Annotated in this window: 16 protein-coding genes, 1 tRNA gene and 1 pseudogene; 12 read left to right on the forward strand and 6 right to left on the reverse strand. The window is 45.2% G+C overall.

What is annotated here, in order from left to right:
• Positions 1-12: 12 nt before the first annotated feature.
• From recO to miaE, 3 genes are read left to right on the forward strand one after another with little or no spacing between them, the layout of a single operon-like run.
• Complete coding sequence (gene recO, locus ACVLR6_RS04860; protein ID WP_168397348.1) at positions 13-723, forward strand: DNA repair protein RecO; 711 nt, start codon at positions 13-15, stop codon at positions 721-723.
• A 13-nt stretch (positions 724-736) separates the two neighbouring features.
• Positions 737-1,462, forward strand: coding sequence for a pyridoxine 5'-phosphate synthase (gene pdxJ / locus ACVLR6_RS04865; protein ID WP_016660036.1), 726 nt, complete (start codon positions 737-739; stop codon positions 1,460-1,462).
• 15 nt (positions 1,463-1,477) lie between these two features.
• Positions 1,478-2,131, forward strand: coding sequence for a tRNA-(ms[2]io[6]A)-hydroxylase (gene miaE / locus ACVLR6_RS04870; protein ID WP_005176696.1), 654 nt, complete (start codon positions 1,478-1,480; stop codon positions 2,129-2,131).
• Between the two features lie 269 nt (positions 2,132-2,400).
• Here miaE and ACVLR6_RS04875 read toward each other — a convergent pair.
• Positions 2,401-2,476 (reverse strand) — tRNA-Asn (locus ACVLR6_RS04875).
• Positions 2,477-2,712: 236 nt separating this feature from the next.
• Between ACVLR6_RS04875 and ACVLR6_RS04880 the strand changes: the two genes are divergently transcribed.
• On the forward strand, positions 2,713-3,171 hold the full coding sequence (locus ACVLR6_RS04880) for a hypothetical protein (protein ID WP_168397349.1): 459 nt from the start codon (positions 2,713-2,715) through the stop codon (positions 3,169-3,171).
• Between the two features lie 95 nt (positions 3,172-3,266).
• Here ACVLR6_RS04880 and ACVLR6_RS04885 read toward each other — a convergent pair whose 3' ends face one another.
• On the reverse strand, positions 3,267-4,502 hold the full coding sequence (locus tag ACVLR6_RS04885; RefSeq protein WP_005176698.1) for a pyridoxal phosphate-dependent aminotransferase: 1,236 nt from the start codon (positions 4,500-4,502) through the stop codon (positions 3,267-3,269).
• A gap of 219 nt (positions 4,503-4,721) precedes the next feature.
• Here ACVLR6_RS04885 and ACVLR6_RS04890 point away from each other — a divergent pair, with 219 nt between their 5' ends.
• On the forward strand, positions 4,722-4,904 hold the full coding sequence (locus ACVLR6_RS04890; protein ID WP_005176699.1) for a hypothetical protein: 183 nt from the start codon (positions 4,722-4,724) through the stop codon (positions 4,902-4,904).
• Positions 4,905-4,950: 46 nt separating this feature from the next.
• On the opposite strand, the pseudogene ACVLR6_RS04895 reads toward ACVLR6_RS04890, so the two are convergent.
• Positions 4,951-6,400: pseudogene (locus ACVLR6_RS04895) on the reverse strand (diguanylate cyclase domain-containing protein).
• A 159-nt stretch (positions 6,401-6,559) separates the two neighbouring features.
• The gene (locus tag ACVLR6_RS04900; RefSeq protein ID WP_045795109.1) at positions 6,560-7,339 is read right to left on the reverse strand and encodes an A1S_2505 family phage non-structural protein; all 780 of its coding nucleotides are present in this window, start codon (positions 7,337-7,339) and stop codon (positions 6,560-6,562) included.
• A gap of 309 nt (positions 7,340-7,648) precedes the next feature.
• On the opposite strand from ACVLR6_RS04900, the gene uvrB reads away from it, so the two are divergent.
• The 6 genes from uvrB (at position 7,649) to ACVLR6_RS04930 (ending at position 14,743) form a co-directional block, all read left to right on the forward strand.
• The gene (uvrB, locus tag ACVLR6_RS04905) at positions 7,649-9,670 is read left to right on the forward strand and encodes an excinuclease ABC subunit UvrB (RefSeq protein WP_035362953.1); all 2,022 of its coding nucleotides are present in this window, start codon (positions 7,649-7,651) and stop codon (positions 9,668-9,670) included.
• Positions 9,671-9,794: 124 nt separating this feature from the next.
• The gene (locus ACVLR6_RS04910; RefSeq protein ID WP_005176705.1) at positions 9,795-10,382 is read left to right on the forward strand and encodes a lipocalin family protein; all 588 of its coding nucleotides are present in this window, start codon (positions 9,795-9,797) and stop codon (positions 10,380-10,382) included.
• Between the two features lie 133 nt (positions 10,383-10,515).
• Entirely contained in the window at positions 10,516-11,445 is a 930-nt protein-coding gene (rarD, locus tag ACVLR6_RS04915; protein ID WP_160243406.1) for an EamA family transporter RarD, read from the forward strand.
• 269 nt (positions 11,446-11,714) lie between these two features.
• Positions 11,715-13,172: a glyceraldehyde-3-phosphate dehydrogenase gene (locus ACVLR6_RS04920; RefSeq protein ID WP_005176709.1), complete on the forward strand. Its 1,458-nt coding sequence runs from the start codon at positions 11,715-11,717 to the stop codon at positions 13,170-13,172.
• Between the two features lie 172 nt (positions 13,173-13,344).
• Positions 13,345-14,055 (forward strand): MFS transporter, encoded by a 711-nt coding sequence (locus ACVLR6_RS04925; RefSeq protein WP_455996157.1) that lies wholly within the window; start codon positions 13,345-13,347, stop codon positions 14,053-14,055.
• A gap of 13 nt (positions 14,056-14,068) precedes the next feature.
• Positions 14,069-14,743 carry a hypothetical protein gene (locus ACVLR6_RS04930; protein ID WP_455995939.1) on the forward strand — a complete coding sequence of 225 codons (675 nt, stop codon included), beginning with the start codon at positions 14,069-14,071 and terminating at the stop codon, positions 14,741-14,743.
• A gap of 13 nt (positions 14,744-14,756) precedes the next feature.
• Here the strand turns inward: ACVLR6_RS04930 and ACVLR6_RS04935 are convergent, their stop codons facing one another.
• Positions 14,757-15,608: an SDR family oxidoreductase gene (locus ACVLR6_RS04935; protein WP_163142379.1), complete on the reverse strand. Its 852-nt coding sequence runs from the start codon at positions 15,606-15,608 to the stop codon at positions 14,757-14,759.
• 115 nt (positions 15,609-15,723) lie between these two features.
• On the opposite strand from ACVLR6_RS04935, the gene ACVLR6_RS04940 reads away from it, so the two are divergent.
• Positions 15,724-16,098, forward strand: coding sequence for a winged helix-turn-helix transcriptional regulator (locus ACVLR6_RS04940; protein WP_163142376.1), 375 nt, complete (start codon positions 15,724-15,726; stop codon positions 16,096-16,098).
• Between the two features lie 500 nt (positions 16,099-16,598).
• Here ACVLR6_RS04940 and ACVLR6_RS04945 read toward each other — a convergent pair whose 3' ends face one another.
• Positions 16,599-17,786, reverse strand: coding sequence for an MFS transporter (locus tag ACVLR6_RS04945; RefSeq protein ID WP_160243403.1), 1,188 nt, complete (start codon positions 17,784-17,786; stop codon positions 16,599-16,601).
• Between the last annotated feature and the right edge of the window lie 181 nt (positions 17,787-17,967).

The following is a 17,967-nucleotide window of genomic DNA, read 5'->3' on the forward strand; positions in this document are numbered from 1 at the left end:
TATCCTGCCCGCATGCGTAATGAAGTCTTGCATGGCTACCTGATCCATCATCGTAAATACCGCGAGCGTAGTCATATTGTGCATCTGTTTACCCAGGAATATGGGCGGATTGATGGTATTTTAAGACAAACCCCGCCACCACAATATCAACCGATTAGCCTGCAGGCCTCGGGTAAATCTGAACTGAAAAATTTTACCAAACTGGAAATTATCAACCAGCCCGTATTTTTCTTTGGCGATGCCTTTTTCTCCGGTTTTTATCTGAATGAAATTTTGCTGCGTCTGTGTCCGCTCGAAGTCGAGATGCCCGAGACTTTTCTGCAATATGCCACGACTTTGCAGCAATTGCAGCAGCTGTCGAGCCATCCGCAGCCGAACAGCTTTTTAAGACAGATTCTGCGCCAGTTTGAGCATGTGTTGCTGCAAGAACTGGGTTATGCCATCGACTTTGAAGTGGATGCCAACCAGCAGCCGATTGGTGCAACGCAGCAGTACCAGTTTTTATTAAATGAAGGCTTTATGCCAACGGTGCAGGCTTCCCGTTCTGGTTTAAGTGGCGCGCAGATTTTGAGTATGCGTGACCATGAAAAGGGTAGGGATTTTAATCCAAAACAGTTACAATTACTGTCTAAATTATATCGGCAGATGATCAGCTCCCTGCTGGGAGATCGGCCGTTAAAAAGTCGTCAATTGTGGATACAGAACTCCCAAACACAATCGTAATTAGGAAAAGAGTATGGCTGCATTACTTGGTGTAAATATTGACCATGTTGCAACATTGCGACAAGCACGTGGCACCACTTACCCAGATCCGGTCAATGCCGCACTGATTTGTGAACAGGCTGGTGCAGAGGGTATTACCTTGCATCTGCGTGAAGATCGTCGTCATATTCAGGATGATGATGTGCGTCGTATGCGTCCATTGCTGAAAACCCGCATGAATCTGGAAATGGCGGTGACTGATGAAATGGTCGAGTTCGCCAAAGAAATCAAACCGCATCATGTTTGCTTTGTCCCGGAAAAACGCCAGGAAGTCACCACTGAAGGTGGACTGGATGTGGTCGGTAATTTTGCGGCGGTAAAAGCGGCAACGCAGGCTCTCTCTGTTCTGGGTTGTGATGTATCCCTGTTTATTGATGCTGACTTTGCCCAGATTGATGCCGCAGTTGCTTGTGGTGCACCAACCATTGAAATTCATACCGGTGCCTACGCCGATGCTGAAACCGCAGAGGCGCAGCAGGCTGAGCTGGAACGTATTGTGAAAGGTGCCGAATATGCCGCGGCCAAAGGTCTGGTGGTGAATGCCGGCCATGGCCTGAATTTAGATAACGTGACGCCGATTGCCGCAATTCCGCAAATTCACGAACTGAATATTGGTCACTCGCTCATTGCCGATGCGGTGTTTGTGGGTCTGGCCCAAGCTGTACAGCAAATGAAAGCAGCGATTAAAGCTGCACGATAATCTTGAAGTTTTAGTATGTCGACAATCAATTATGATGAGCTCATGAAGCCGGTGATCGGCTTCCTGGGCTGTGAAACCCCGCAAGCCTGGCTGGACGAAGCACTGAATAATCTGGAAATCCTGATGCAGGATCATGCTAACTGCGAGAAAAAAGCCGCCGGTACAGCCATGAACCTGATGTTCCGCTACAGCTTCTTTACCGATTTGCAGGTCAAGCTGGCGCAACTGGTTCGTGAAGAAATGCTGCACTATGAACAGGTGCTGGAATTCATGAACAAACGCGGACAGGAGTGGAAAGGCTTAAGCGCAGGTCGTTATGCTGGCGGCTTACGCAAAGAAATCCGTACCTATGAACCAGAAGCGTTAATTGATGTACTGGTGATTGGCGCCTTTGTAGAAGCGCGTTCCTGTGAGCGTTTTTATGCCTTGGCACCGCATGTTGATGAAGAGCTGGGGCGTTACTACCGCTATTTGCTGAAATCTGAATCGCGTCATTATGAAGATTATCTGGCACTGGCATTGGACGTTGCCAAAACTGCCAAGCTAAAAAATCCGGAAGAAGATATTCAGGGTCGGATTCAGCATATTCGTGAAGTGGAAAAAAATCTGATTTTAAGCCCGGATGATACTTTCCGTTTCCATAGCGGTGTGCCGGCGCAGGCAGCTTGAAACAGTCAATATTTTTTGAGAGAAAACGGGACTTCGGTTCCGTTTTTTTATGGCTGTGAGAAGGGGAATCAGGGCTGATTTACCTGTTTTTGAAGATAGATGCTCTGCTGATCTGGCGATTGACGTCTCGCCATTAGATCGCTCGGGAAGATGTCATCCTCTTTTGGCAGCCTTCAGATGTGAATCGCTGTGGGAATTAAAAAGATTGGAAGCTATAAATTTTGGCAATAAAAAAGCCCAAGTCTTAAATGCTTGGGCTTTCTTGAATTTGGCTCTCCCACCTGGGCTCGAACCAGGGACCTGCGGATTAACAGTCCGTCGCTCTACCGACTGAGCTATGGGAGAATCTGAATGCGATTATAGAGGGATTTTGGCAAGGGTCAAGCGAAAACTGTCATCTTTTTTACATTTAAAGTTTATATGCTTTTTATTTGTGCAAAATAAAATAAAACACGAAAAAATCTTGCAAAGCAAAAAATCTGTTGTTAGATTAAATCCAGAAAGTCGTTTGACCAAATGGTTAAACAGTGTGGATTTAAACCAACTTGCCAGCACAAAAATGGCTAAATCGGAGACAGCGAATGAATACGCTCAGCATCCCTGAAATTTTTGCAAACCTCAATTTTTACAAAGACAACTACCTTTCTCTTATCAGCAATCCAGAAGATTATTATACGCCTGTTGCTTCGGCCTATATCAACATATGGCCAGTCGGGCATGTCGATCTGTATCTGGGTGATTTACTGCAGCTGTGGTTTAGTGAAAAATGGCTGATCAATGAGCCATGTTTCCAGCTTTCAGAGCATCCGGATCATGCGATCCGCACGCCATTACAGCGCAGCCAGGATTTATACCTGTATCAGCTTGCCGGCAGTGCCTTGTCGGGTAGTAACCGCTGCCGGGTCTGGTCGGCTTCTGAACAAAAAAAACTGCGGGTGAGTCTGGATAGTGCCTTTAAATATTACTGTATTTATAAGGGTACAGACCGTCCTGATATCTCACGCAGTCAGCTCATTCAGGCGCTGAAAAAGGCCATCTAACCGTTATCTATGGTCCGCTGAATTGAGCGTTTAGAGCAAATCAGGCCATAAAAAAACCGCGAACAGGTCGCGGTTTTTTTATTGCTCAGAAGAGATTATTGAGCAGCTTTTTCAGCTTCGATAGACGCAATCGCTTCATCAACGCCTTCGATTGAATCCGCCGCTTTCTTGATACGCGCTAACGCATCTACCAGCACTTCATCAGCCGTTGCATAAGAGATACGCATGAAACCGCCTAAACCGAATGCATCACCTGGAACCACGGCCACGCCCGTTTCTTCCAGTAACCATGCAGAGAATTCTGTGCAAGATTTTAAGCCTTTAGCACGAATCAGTGGTTTGATGTTGGCGTAAGCATAGAACGCACCATCTGCAGGTAAGCAAGAAATACCTTTGATGTCGTTCAGGCCGTTTACCACCAGGTCATGACGGCGTTTAAACGCTTCAATCATTGGTTGTAGAACGTCTTGAGGACCGTTCAATGCAGCTTCTGCAGCTACTTGTGAAATAGACGTCGGGTTAGACGTAGACTGAGACTGGATTTTTTTCATCGCGCCGATCAATTTAGCAGGGCCCGCTGCATAGCCGATACGCCAGCCAGTCATGGCATAGGCTTTAGACACACCGTTTAACACGATAGTGCGGTCATACAGGTCTGGTGCAACAGTAGCGATGTTGTAGAACTCGTCATCCCAGCGGATTGGTTCGTACATGTCGTCAGATGCGATATACACTTCTGGGTATTTACGCAGTACTTCAGCCAGAGCTTCCAGTTCAGCTTTGGTGTAGATCATACCTGTCGGGTTAGACGGGCTGTTCAGTACCACTAAACGGGTTTTGTCTGTGATGGCTGCTTCTAACTGAGCAGGAGTGATTTTGAAGCGTTGTTCTTCGCCACATTTTACAATCACTGGCACGCCTTCAGCGATGATGACCATATCTGGATAGCTTACCCAGAATGGTGCAGGGATGATCACTTCATCACCTTTGTTTAACAGTGCAAGTGCCAAGTTAAAGAATGATTGTTTACCACCGCAAGACACCAGAATCTGGTTGGCTTGGTAGTCAAGGTTATTGTCACGTTTTAGTTTCGCAATAATGGCTTTTTTCAGGCCTGGCGTACCGTCAACAGCGGTATATTTGGTAAAACCGTTGTTAATCGCTGCAATTGCTGCATCTTTGATGTGTTGTGGTGTATCGAAATCCGGTTCGCCTGCACCCAAGCCAATTACGTTATGACCAGCAGCTTTCAATTCAGCAGCTTTGTTTGTCACAGCAAGCGTTGGGGACGGTTTGATGGCATTTACACGATCAGAGAGACGTACGTCCACGGCAGTATTCCTTCTTATAGGGATTAAAAAATAAAAAGCACACTATCTTAGCTCAAAAATAGTCACTTCGTCGTTTAAAATCTCAACAAATTAATAAAAAATCACGAAATTTGTGCTTCTGCGCCTCAAAATAAGGCATTTTTGAGAATAAAAAGCCGGAGGCTCGCTTCTGACTGCAAAAAACCTTAAAATAGCGCTAATTTGATTTGAGTTATCGTCATGAGTAAGCAGCAGCCTACTTCAAAAAAACCTGTGGTAAAACTCCCATTCCCAATGCCATCTGCGGAAGAAAAAGCCCAGATGGATGCCTTGCATAATCAGGTTCGTCCTAAAGATGAAGGTTATGCCGACAAGCTGTTTCCACCACCACGTGGGACCCGTAAATCTATGGGTAAACGCTAAGAAAAATGCCACGTTCTGTGGCATTTTTTATGGGCGCTTGATGGGTTTAATCCTGGGTTTCACGCCGGTCAAACTGGACATAATAGGCGCGTTTTTGGGTGTACATGGCCTGATCGGCGCGTTTTAGCATCTCTTCAATACTTTCCTGTGGTAGTGTGGTCGCAGACCCAATCGACAGATTCAGCATCTGATTACCATGAAACTGACTGTCAATTAACAGCAGTTCCTGCAAGCCTGCCAAACAGTTGTGCAGGGCAATCTCATCGGCACCCGGCAGCAAAATCACAAATTCATCACCACCAATGCGGCAGGCACTGTACTGGGTATTCTGGACAAGCTGATTCAGCAGTTCACCGGTGCGTCTGAGCAGATCATCACCGCTATCATGGCCAAAGGCATCATTCACAACTTTTAAGCCATTCATATCAATATAGATACTGGATACAGGCCGTAGACTGCTGCGCTCTAAGCGATTCACTTCTTCGCTATAATGCGAGCGATTCAGCAGCTTGGTCAGCACATCATGCTTGCCCAGATATTCCAGATAATTTTCGGCTTTTTTTACGCGCGGTAATATCGGTCAAGGCCACCTGAACCGTGCTCCAGTCCTCTTCATAGCCGGGAAATACGGTAAATTGCAGCAATACATGGCGGATGCTGCCATCCAGCGCATAATTGATGGCTTCACGCTGATGGTGAATATTGCCGTTCCAGAGCTCGATCAGCTGTTCCCTGAACGTATGCTGCATTTCACCGGCAAAAATTTTATGAATATTTTGCAGCAGGGTGTTTTTGTCCGGGGCGCCAAATAAATCCAGCGTGGCCTGATTGACATCAATAATCAGTACATCGCGGATACATTGCTGGATAAAATCCGGATGCACATCTAAAAAGGTATTGAAATCATCTATGCCCAAATGGCGCAGCTGATCGAGCCGGCTTTTAATCCGGCTAAAATCTTCCACCCACAAGGAGGTGGGAGAATAGACAAAGCGCGATTCAGCCAGTAAACGCTGCTGGTCTGCCTGCCGGCGCGCTGCGGTATAAGGGGTAATGTTTTCGGTACTGACCAGCACCAAAGACAGGTCATGCTCATGTGAAGGGACTACGGTGCCGCGTAACTGGATATCCAGCCGTTTACCGTTCAGGCTGTAATTGACCGCCTGACTGGAAAATTCGGTTTGACCTTCCCACAAGCTGATCAGCTCATCAATATGGGTACTGGCCATATCACCTTTAAAAATCTGCTCCAGGTTGCTAATTAAATGCTGCAGATCTTGGGCTTCATACAGTTCCAGGGTTTTCTGGTTTACGCTCAGAATTTTAATTTTACGGGCACATTCAATGACACGGCTTGGATCTTCCAGTAAATAGCCACGTAAATCCTGAATGCCTTGTGCGCGCCACAGCTCAAACTGTTTTTTAATTTCACTAAAGTCTTCCAGCCACAGGGCAATCGGCGCAAGGGTAAAAACAGGCGTGTCCAGTATTGTCATAGTCTGAAGCTCGATTATTCTAGTGAATGAAAAATAGAATTATAATCAAGTTTTTATTATGTGATAAGAATTGTGTTTATTTTTATAAATGTGATTTGCATCACTGAATTAAAAAGCAGCCGGCTCAGTGGCCGGCTGCTCTGGTATTAAAAAGAGGGATTATTTTTTGGCCCGATGCGCCGGACGCGGTGGGGTAATTTCACGTTGACCATGCCAGACTTCGGCAAAATCCTGTTCATTAATACTATACAGTTCCAGTAAGGCTAGAATCACCCCGCCAAACAGCATGGAACCTTCAGAGTTGCTTTGCCATTCGAAGACCTTGTCTTTCAGGCCATATAAAATATCTTCAATTTCAAAAATCCGGTCACGGCCATTGCTGTCGGTCGGGTACATCTGGGTATTCAGCAAAATTTTAGCCAGACTTTTTTCATTGTCATTTAAAGCCAGTACTTCAATCAGCTCATCCGGATTGCTGGCAAAAATCACCGGATCACGAAAAATGGTATGCAGAAAATGCTGGTTCAGTTTCGGTAAAGATTTCTCGACAAAAGGCCGGAAGGAGGCCGGGAAAATCACATTGTGGGAAATGCCTTTAAACATCGGGGCGATTTCCTCGACTTTATAACCGGCAATACCACAGCCAATTGAAGTCAGAAAATACTTCATTTTCGGATGATTTTTGGTATAGGTTTTAAAGTCATCTATATAGTGCTGAATTTGCGACAGCGGCATTTGCTGCAAATGCTCGTTCATGGTTGGAATGGCAAAGCTTTGTCCGGCCCAGCCACGCCCTACGCCGCGCACGGCGCCAAAGTGTTGCAGGGCAGTGCGCGCTGCACCGCCGGCATGATCACCCGCCAGATTACTGCCAAAGACAAAAATCGTATCTTCAGGCAAGCTTTTAATAATACTTTCATCATGATATCGGTAAGTCATTGTCATTAAATCTATGTGATCCCTTGTGTTCATGTTGCCCGTGAAGCGGGGCAGAATCAAGTGAAAAAGCACAAGACGAGGGTGTTTTTCTGTTTCACATGAAGATTTTGCTTTGATCTGGGTATGTCTGGTGAGAGTGTGCCAAACAGCAGCGGGTGAAGGTCTTTATTTCAGTTGCACTGCGGACTAAAAACAGAACCTTGCCGATGCTGCCGGTGACAAGAAAGTGTACAAAAATTACAATCTGAAGCCAGATAATAGGCTGAATCTGTTAGACTATTTTTTTCGATCTGTATGAGTACGCTATCCGTGAGTGATCATCAACCTTTTGAATTGGTTACCCATTATCAACCTGCTGGAGATCAGCCGCAGGCCATTGAAAAGCTGGTGCAGGGAATTCAAAAGGGCATGCATGATCAGTTGCTGCTGGGGGTAACCGGTTCCGGTAAGACCTATACCATGGCCAACGTGATTGCCCAGTTACAGCGGCCAACTATTGTGATGGCGCATAACAAGACTCTGGCGGCCCAGCTCTACGGCGAATTTAAAGCCTTTTTCCCGCATAACTCGGTTGAATATTTTGTCAGTTATTATGACTACTATCAGCCGGAAGCCTATGTGCCATCTTCCGATACCTTTATTGAAAAAGATGCTGCCATTAATGATCACATTGACCAGATGCGACTGTCGGCGACGCGGGCATTACTGGAACGTCGTGACTCGATTATTGTGGCATCGGTATCGGCTATTTACGGTCTGGGTGATCCGAATGCCTATATGAGCATGTTGTTGCATGTGGTGCAGGGCGACCGGATTCAACGTGAAGATATCATCCGCCGGCTGGTAGAAATGCAATATAGCCGCAATGAACTGGAATTTTTGCGCGGGACCTACCGGATTCGCGGTGAAATTATTGATATTTTCCCGGCAGAATCAGAGCAGAATGCCATCCGGATTGAACTGTTTGATGATGAGGTTGATTCGATCCGCTGGTTTGATCCGCTGACCGGCAAAATGATCCGCAAAGTGCCACGCGTCACCATCTACCCGAAAAGCCACTATGTCACGCCTAAAGACCATCTGCAGCGCGCCATTGAAACTATTCGTGAAGAACTGAAAGAGCGTTTAGGCTTTTTCCGTGCACATGACAAGCTGCTGGAAGCACAGCGTATTGAGCAGCGTACCCGTTATGATCTGGAAATGATGCAGCAACTCGGCTATACCAACGGCATTGAAAACTATTCCCGTCATTTATCCGGTCGTCCGGCCGGTGAAGCGCCACCAACTCTGTTTGATTATGTGCCGGATGATGCCTTGCTGATTATTGATGAGTCGCATGTTACCGTGCCGCAAATTGGTGCCATGTATAAAGGGGACCGTTCGCGTAAGGAAAACCTGGTCAATTATGGTTTCCGTTTACCAAGCGCGCTGGATAACCGGCCAATGAAATTTGAAGAATGGGAACGGATTATTCCAAGCACCATTTATGTCAGTGCCACACCGGCGCAGTATGAACTGGAAAAAGCCGAGCAGATTGTAGAGCAGGTGGTGCGTCCAACCGGTTTGATTGATCCGGAAATTGAAATCCGCCCAGTGCTGACCCAGGTCGATGATGTCCTGTCGGAAATTAACCTGCGTAAAGATAAAAACGAGCGGGTTCTGGTCACGACCTTAACCAAGCGCATGGCCGAAGATTTAAGTTCCTATTTAAAAGAATACGGCATTAAAGTGGCCTATCTGCACTCCGATATTGATACGGTCGAGCGGGTCAAGATTATTCATGAGCTGCGCACCGGGATTTATGATGTGCTGGTGGGGATTAACCTGCTGCGTGAAGGTCTGGACATGCCTGAAGTCTCGCTGGTGGCGATTCTGGATGCCGACAAGGAAGGCTTCCTGCGTTCCGAACGTTCGCTGATTCAGACTATTGGTCGTGCTGCGCGGAATATTGCCGGCAAAGCAATTTTATATGCCGACCGGATAACCGATTCCATGCAAAAAGCCATTGATGAAACTGAACGTCGCCGTGCCAAGCAAATTGAATTTAACCAGCTACATGGTATTACTCCGCGCAGTGCTGTGCGTCAGGTCATTAAAGAAATTGATACCGGCGAGGTGCTGGAAGAAGATGTAATTGATGAGCAGATGGCAGCCCAAACCTTGGCATTAACCGCGGATGAACGGCATATCGTGTCGGACCCGAAACTGTTTGCCAAGCATGTGGCCAAGCTGGAAAAAGAGATGCTCAAAGCCTCAAAAGAATTGCAGTTTGAACAGGCCGCACGTCTGCGTGATGAAATTATTCGTTTGAAGGCACAAATGCTGCAGTAAAGAAAAGTGTGGGAACTGTTAAAAAACTCCTTACATAACACAACAGTAAATACCTGAATTTACCGTTAATTTAGCCAAGTATGCTGAGAACTCCAGAACAATATTGAAGCTATAAGGTGACCTGATGAAAACGAATAATCTCCCTAAAGCGAGTTATAAATTGGCAAAAATTGCCGTAGGCGGGGCAGTGCTGGTCGGTTTAGGGCTGGCCACCATGGCTTATGCCCAGAAAGAGCCACTACCCACCGTTGAAAAAGTGGAATTGGATCGTTACCTAGGGGTCTGGTATGAGGTGGCACGTAAACCGATGTCCTTCCAGAATAAATGTGATCGGGATGTCACGGCGACCTATACCTTAAATGAAAATGGCAATATCAAGGTCGATAACCGCTGTATCACCAAAAATGGCGAACAAACCGTCTCTATTGGTGAAGCCTTTGTACAAAATGCGCCGTTTAATACCAAACTGAAAGTCAGCTTCCTGCCAGAATTTATCCGCTGGATGCCAATTGGTCGCGGTGATTACTGGGTGCTAAAACTGGATGAAGATTATCAGACCGTGCTGGTCGGTGAGCCACATCGCAAATATATGTGGGTGTTGTCGCGTACCCCGCAGGCCAATCCCGAAGTGATCAATGAATATCTCGAATATGCCAAATCTTTAGGCTATAACCTGGATGATATTATTCACACCAAACAGACAGCCCGTTAAAGCAATCTCCTACTAAAAATACACCATGCTCCGGCATGGTTTTTTATTTTTCGGTCAATAATTCATGCACGAACAGAATTTTCCGGAGATGAACTGAGTATAATCAGCGTTCGGCAAAGATCAGGAGTGAAAGATGTATAAAGGCGTTGCTTTGTCTGTATTGGCATCCATCACTTTTGGTGTGCTGTATTTCTATACCCAGTTTCTGCAACCTTTAGACAGTGAAGAAACTTTTGCCTGGCGCATGCTGTCCACCTTGCCTTTTATCACCCTGTTTATGTGGTGGAGTGGTGATTTAAAGCATGTGGCCGAGATTTTCAGGCGGGTGCTACAACAGCCGCTTTTATTGCTGTGGCTGCTGATCAGTTCGTTCTTATGTACCACGCAACTGTGGCTGTTTTTATGGGGGCCAATTAACGGCCGTGGTCTGGAAGTGTCGCTCGGTTATTTCCTGTTGCCACTGGTGATGGTGCTGGTTGGCTGTGTGCTGTATAAGGAAAAACTGTCCAGCTGGCAAATGCTGGCGGTGGCGCTAGCCGTACTGGGCGTCGGACATGAAATCTGGCGCATTGGCAGTGTGGCCTGGGAAACTGTGTATGTGGCGCTGGCTTATCCTTTGTATTTCTTTTTACGCCGTCAGTTTAAAACCGACAATTTAGGCGGTTTCTGGTGGGATCTGTTCCTGATTTTACCAGTCGCGTTTTATCTGGGCTTTGTTTATAGCGACAGCATGGCATTGCTGTTGAATTACTCGCATCTGATCTGGGCTGTGCTGGGACTGGGCTTTTTAAGTGCCTTAGGTTTGGGCAGTTATATTCTGGCCAGCCGTTATTTGCCTTTTGTGATTTTTGGTTTGCTTAGCTATCTGGAACCGGTGTTGCTGGCTTTCGCCTCAATGATGCTGGGCGAGCGTGTTGAAGCCGATGAATGGCTGACCTACATTCCAATCTGGCTGGCGGTATTGCTGCTGGTGATTGAAGGTGTACTGCATGTACTGAAACAGAAACGGCAGGAGCGGGCCTTGCAAAAAAATATCGAGAACTATCAGGACCGGCTGGAATAGCAAAAAAATATTGTTATCAGTCGGTAAAATTTGTCTGATAAAGCAACAAACAGATAACTTGCTCTTTTTTATATGAAAAATAGCGTTTTTTAAAGATTTAGGTGCGAAATCATAAAAATAATTACAACTATTTTGCAAATTTATACTGAATATATAGCAAAATAGAGCGGTCTTAGACAGCTTTTGATTCAATCTTGCCGCCAATTCCATTACAATTGTCGGGTTTTGAATTTTATGCCTAGATATACAATTAATTAGAGGACGTATCTGTGAGCAAAGAGACTATCATCGCCCTACACGCAGAGCACCAAGGTCGCTGGAAAAACCGTGAAGAAATCGCGGAACAAATGATCGCTTTGATCGGTAAGCTGTACCGTGAGAAAAATATTGTTGTTTCAGTATTTGGACGTTCTTTAGTTAACCGTTCAGTGATTCAGATTTTAAAAGCACACCGTTTCACGCGTATGATGGACGTTGAGCTTTCAGTTGTACACACTTTCCCGATTCTTGAAGCATTAGCAAAAGTTGAAAACATTGGTACTGCTGAAATCGACCTGGGTAAACTTGCGGTTGCCTTTAAAGAGCAAGGCGGCGATGCAGCTGCATTTGTAGCAGCTGCAGTCAAAGCGGTTGAAGGTCGTCCAACTTCTGTAGAAGGCCGTGATGTTGTACTTTACGGTTTCGGTCGTATCGGTCGTATCCTGGCACGTTTAATGATTGGTCAGTCTGGTCTTGGCCGTGGCTTGAACTTAAAAGCCATCGTAGTGCGTAAATCTGCAGATGGTGATTTGGAAAAACGTGCGTCTTTATTACGTCGTGACTCGATCCATGGTCCATTCTCTGGCACCATTTCTGTTGATGAAGAAAACGAAGCAATTATTGCGAACGGTCAGTTCATTAAAGTGATCTATGCATCTAACCCGTCTGAAGTAGATTACACTGCATACGGTATTAACAATGCACTGGTAATCGACAACACCGGTAAATGGCGTGATGCTGACGGTCTGGCTCAGCACCTGCAATGCCCAGGCGCAGCACGTGTCATTCTGACTGCACCTGGTAAAGGTGACATGAAGAACGTTGTTTATGGTGTAAACCAGGGCGACATTCTGGATGAAGATGCCATCATCTCTGCAGCAAGCTGTACTACAAACGCAATCACGCCAACCTTGAAAGTGTTAGACGACAAATACAAGGTGCTTAACGGTCACGTTGAAACAGTTCACTCGTTCACTAACGACCAGAACCTGATCGACAACTACCACAAAGCTGACCGTCGTGGCCGTGCTGCTACATTGAACATGGTAATTACTGAAACTGGTGCAGCGAAAGCAGTGGCGAAAGCACTTCCAGCGCTGAAAGGCAAGTTAACCGGTAACTCTGTACGTGTTCCAACACCAAACGTATCACTGGCAATTCTGAACCTGACGCTTGAGAAAGAAGTTGAGCGTGACGAAGTGAACGAATACATCCGTCAAATCTCAATCAGCTCGAACCTGCAAGGTCAGATCGGTTATACCAACTCGACTGAAGTGGTATCTTCTGACTTCATCGGTTCACGTACTGCAGGTGTATTTGACGCGCAAGCAACCATCACTTCAGGTAACCGTTTAACGGCTTATGTATGGTACGACAACGAAGTGGGCTATAGCTGCCAGGTACTGCGTATCGCTGAACAGATGGGCGGCGTAAGCTATCCAAAAGTTCCTGCTGAAACAAATGCTTAATTTGTAATGCAGACCAGAAAGAGCCTCATTTGAGGCTCTTTTTTATCTTTCATTAAAATAATAAGCAAAGACGCTATACAAAAAAATGCAAACCGTATCACGGTTTTTGGGCACAATTTCTGTCGAGAAAAACAAAAATGACAGATAGGATAAACCGTTGCCAAACAGATTGATGCTCCGCGGCATAATCTTGATGGTGCTGGCAGCCATGGTAGGTGTAGCAATTGCCTTATGGATTTTTCGGCATTTTCAGATTTATATTCCGCTCGAAAACCAGCAGGTCAATATTGATTTGCAGGAAGCACTCCAAGCCGAAGTTAAAATTCATGATGCACTGGATGTCGATGTCAGTGGCCGGGTCAATGCGGTTATTCCCATTCAGGAAAATCTGGATATTCCGTTGACCCAGACCTTAAATCCACGGGTGTATTTTGATACGCATGTGCCAATTCGTACCACCATTCCGGTGCGGGAAACCTTAAAAATTAACCAGCCCTTGGCGGTTGATACCCAGGTCAAAGTCAGGTTAATGGGTAAAGACATCAGTTTACCGCTCAAAGGCACCATTCCCATTGTGCTGGATGTGCCTATTCATATGGATGTGCCGCTGGCACAAAAAGTCCATTTGAAATTTAATGCGCCGGTAAAAACGGTATTAAAAGAAAACCTGAATATTCCTTTAAAAACCACACTGAATACCCAGATTCCGGTACAAGGTCATTTAAATGTGCCAATTCAAACCGCGCTGAAGGCCTCGGTGGATGTAAAAAATACCTTACCAATTAAGATTGAGCAGGGTGAGCTGAATATTCCTTTAAAAAGTATCCGTCTGGCGACGGCCGAAACGGCGCAGCCACAGACTACTGTACAAATGGTCGAGTAGAGGAGCGTGCAAGATGTTTTCTTCACTTCGCCATCAGCTTGTGTTGGGTTTGATTGTAGCTGCGCTGGTCGCACTTCTGTTCTGGCTGTATTTAAATATTCAGGCCTCGATGTATGTCAATGCCCAAAAAGCGCGGTTGTTGTTACCGGAAGATTTACCTACTCATATTGAGGTCGGCAATTATTTACAGGCCCATACCCAAGGCCATTTAGATACTGAAATTCAGCTGGATCAGCAGGTGCAATTGCCTTTGGAAGGTAAATATCCGGCCAATCTGCAATTTGTAGTCACCACACCGATTGATGTAAAAGTGGACTATAAAACCCATATTCAAATTGATCAGCTGATGCCGCTACAGACCAGCACCGATTTAATCTATCAGAATCCGTTATTGTCCAAACTGCCGTTACAGCTGGATATTCCAATTAAAATGAGTGTGCCGTTTCATTTGCAGCGCACCTATCGGCTGCCGGTCAAGATTTTATTTAATGGCCCGGTCGGTCTGGAATTTCATGAGCTGTTAAAGGTCCGCTTGCTGCATCAATTTGCGCCGCAATTAAATCTGAATGATCCAATGAGCTTGCAGAAAGTTTCCGGTTTTAATGCCACGATGCGTAATGTTGAACGACGCACACAAGCCAATCTGGATATGAAAATGGATCTGAAACTGAGCCAGATCCATCCATAAACTGAAGCTGACTTTAGATCAGTTTTTGTAAAATGCTTGTGATATTTGCCGTTGGACGTCCCAGTAATGTTTGCAAATCCTGGCTTTGGCTATACATGACGCCATCTTGGGTTTGAGCATCGACATCCGCCAAGAAACTGGCAAAACCCTTGTCTAAGCCCACCTGTAGCAACAGTTGCTCAAAGGCTTCAGGGCTTAAGTTATTGTACTGCACTGGTTGTTGACTCACCTCGGAGATGGCTTGAGCAAGATCAGCCTTAGTAAAGCTTTGGCTTGATGCCAACTCATAGGTTTTATTCAGATGGGTATCCGTGAGTAATACACGTGCAATTGCTTCAGCATATTCGTCACGAGACGCGGCACTAATTTGACCATCCCCACTTGCACCATATATTGTGCCATGTTGGATCTCTTGGGTTAAGCCACCCAAATAGTTCTCGATATACCAGTTGTTGCGAAGCAGGGTATAGCTCAATCCACTTTCTTGAATCAATTTTTCAGTTTCACGATGTTCCTGTGCCAAGCCTAAACTGGAGTGATCTGCATTTAACAAACTGGTATAGGCAATATAAGGAACTTGACTCGCCTGGGCGGCTTCAATTACAGCTTGGTGTTGTGCAGTACGACGACCAATTTCATTGGCTGAAATTAAAAGTAACTTATCTACGCCCAATAATGCGGTACTTAAACTTTCAGGCTTGTCGTAGTCGAAATGGCGGATTTCGATGCCTTTCGGTAATTGTGCCTGGGCTTTTTCAATATTACGGACTAATGCAATAAGGTGATGTTCTGAACTTAAATTGAAAAGATGGTGGATCACCAATTGCCCCAACTGACCGGTTGCACCTGTAATCGCAATATTCATATCTCACTCCAACATTGTTTGAAAAATAATCTTGATGGTTAAATACTAATCTGATAACTTACTAAATGTAAGTACGTACCAAAAAGTAAGTCTATTACTCACAGGAAAGATTTTTATGTCAGCTTATGAAACCAGTAAATTACTTGGTCAGGTTTTATCCACAGATTGTCCATCACGTGAAATTTTGGAACACTTAACCAATAAATGGTCGGTATTGGTTCTGCGCTGTTTAAGTGATGGTGTACATCGTTTTAGCGAGTTAAAACAGCGCATTGAAGGGGTGAGCGAGAAAATGTTAGCGCAGACTTTAAAAATGCTGGAACAAGATGGTTTTATATTAAGAACGGTTTATCCCGTTGTGCCGCCTAAGGTGGAATATCAGCTGACGATTTTGGGTTCGCAAGCGTCTGAAAAGTTGAATTACTTGATTGGATGGGTAGAGCGTAGTTTGCCGGAGATTTTAGAGAATAAAGCGCGCATTTCAAAATAGATTAAGTTGCTTGTGGGGAAGCAAGAATGAAACCCTCTGAACATCTGGTCGCGACGCTTTTGGCGGTCTATGCCATTATTTTGACTTTTATTTCATAGCCGAATTTTATAACTTAAGCGCAAATATATTGGGCTCATTTTCAATTTCTGGAAGACACGACTGGAGATCAAAGCTTAAAGGATAGGATTAAATAATTTAATCATAAAAGAATAGGATTATATTCAAGCTATTCGCGGAGGTTAACGTCGAAAAATATCGAGTTTATTGATTATCGAGTATCTAGGCTTGGAAAAGAAATGGGTCATACTTTTATCGCGTTAGGTCAGAAGTTAATGCGCTATGCAATTGATCAACAATAATAAAAAGAAATATTTTTATAAGCTAGTTTAAACTTCTCATTCAGCATAACAGCCCCTCATCCTAGCCTTCTCCCAAAGGGAGAAGGAACTTGCAGGATTTATCTTATGAATGAGTCATGAGCAGTGATGAATCAAAATATTTTAAGCCTGTTTCATCTTTTTAAAATCAAAACGGTCAATCACTAAAATGCCAAGCGCAAAGATTAGTCCAAGTGCCACACAGCCAATCCATTCAAAATGTTCCCAGGCATACACCGCACCGAGTGAACCAATGGCTGCCCCTGAAAAGTAAATGGTCATATATACCGCATTAATTCTTGAACGCGCTTTAATATCAATCCGATAGACCAGGTTCTGGTTTAATACGTGAAATGCGGTCAGGCCAAAATAGCTCATCAGTACCCCAATCGCGTAGACCACAATATTCTGCTGGGCAAAAAACAGCGGAATACAGGACAACAGCATCAGGGAAATACAGAGCGTTGCAACCAGATTTTCCTTGCCTTGTCCCACGGTTTTCCCCGACCAGCTGGCCGAATAAATCCCGATCACGCCAAGTAAGCCAAACAGGCCAATTTCAAAATCACTAAAATGATAAGGCGCGCTGCCCAAGACAAAGGTCATTGAGGTAAAGACCATCGACAAAATGCCAAAGCCCAAGGCACCGGCACAGGCACGGCGAATTAAATGCGGATGATGCTGCGCCAGTTTAAATAAGGAACGGTAAATTCCCATCACCGTTAAACCGGATTGTGGCTCGGTATTCGGCAGTTTGTGCCACATCAGCAGGGCAAAGCCCAAGGTCAGTATTCCGCTAGATAAATACACACCTTCCCATGACCAGTAAGTCGATACAAAACCGGCAAAGGTGCGCGACAGAATAATCCCCATTACCAGACCACTCATCAGTTTACCCACAATCGCGGCACTCGATTCCGGCGGACTAATGGTCGAGGCAAACGGAATTAACACCTGCGCAGAAATCGCACCAAAAGTGGCACATAAGGTAAAGAAATACAGTCCAGACAGGCTGCTGCTCAAAGACAGCAGGATTTGTGAAATTGCCGCGAAGACCATCAGACTAACAATTAGCTTGCGTTTATTGAGTAAATCACCCAGTGGCACCAATAGCATAAGTCCTAAACCATAACCAATTTGCGCGACTACTACAGCAAAGCCGGCTTGACTGGTGCTAATGCCCAGACTTTTTTCAATTGAATAAATGAGTGGCTGGTTAAAATAGGCAGAACCGGCACAGAGGCCACAGGCCAGCGCCATCAGTAATACAAATTGAGGGGACAGCACTGGCGTGGCGGTTGGGGAGGACATAACAATTTCTCAAGTCAGCGAGTAGCACACTATAGGTGTTGTGGACTGAAAATAGAAATAAGAAAAAACAATCATTTGATTGCTGAATATCATGCTTGGAAAAAAATAAGCGCTGTCCGGTTTTAGCTAGATTGCGCTTTTTAGATGGCGACACACAAATTGTAAAAAGAATTGTGAGCAC

The organism is Acinetobacter sp. T63 (assembly GCF_053852345.1).

Coding starts and splice junctions, on each gene's coding strand:
- recO (WP_168397348.1), top strand. CDS start 13: ATGCGTAATGAAGTCTTGCATGGCTACCTGATCCATCATCGTAAATAC.
- pdxJ (WP_016660036.1), top strand. CDS start 737: ATGGCTGCATTACTTGGTGTAAATATTGACCATGTTGCAACATTGCGA.
- miaE (WP_005176696.1), top strand. CDS start 1,478: ATGTCGACAATCAATTATGATGAGCTCATGAAGCCGGTGATCGGCTTC.
- ACVLR6_RS04880 (WP_168397349.1), top strand. CDS start 2,713: ATGAATACGCTCAGCATCCCTGAAATTTTTGCAAACCTCAATTTTTAC.
- ACVLR6_RS04890 (WP_005176699.1), top strand. CDS start 4,722: ATGAGTAAGCAGCAGCCTACTTCAAAAAAACCTGTGGTAAAACTCCCA.
- ACVLR6_RS04900 (WP_045795109.1), bottom strand. CDS start 7,339: ATGACTTACCGATATCATGATGAAAGTATTATTAAAAGCTTGCCTGAA.
- ACVLR6_RS04910 (WP_005176705.1), top strand. CDS start 9,795: ATGAAAACGAATAATCTCCCTAAAGCGAGTTATAAATTGGCAAAAATT.
- rarD (WP_160243406.1), top strand. CDS start 10,516: ATGTATAAAGGCGTTGCTTTGTCTGTATTGGCATCCATCACTTTTGGT.
- ACVLR6_RS04925 (WP_455996157.1), top strand. CDS start 13,345: ATGCTCCGCGGCATAATCTTGATGGTGCTGGCAGCCATGGTAGGTGTA.
- ACVLR6_RS04930 (WP_455995939.1), top strand. CDS start 14,069: ATGTTTTCTTCACTTCGCCATCAGCTTGTGTTGGGTTTGATTGTAGCT.
- ACVLR6_RS04935 (WP_163142379.1), bottom strand. CDS start 15,608: ATGAATATTGCGATTACAGGTGCAACCGGTCAGTTGGGGCAATTGGTG.
- ACVLR6_RS04940 (WP_163142376.1), top strand. CDS start 15,724: ATGTCAGCTTATGAAACCAGTAAATTACTTGGTCAGGTTTTATCCACA.
- ACVLR6_RS04945 (WP_160243403.1), bottom strand. CDS start 17,786: ATGTCCTCCCCAACCGCCACGCCAGTGCTGTCCCCTCAATTTGTATTA.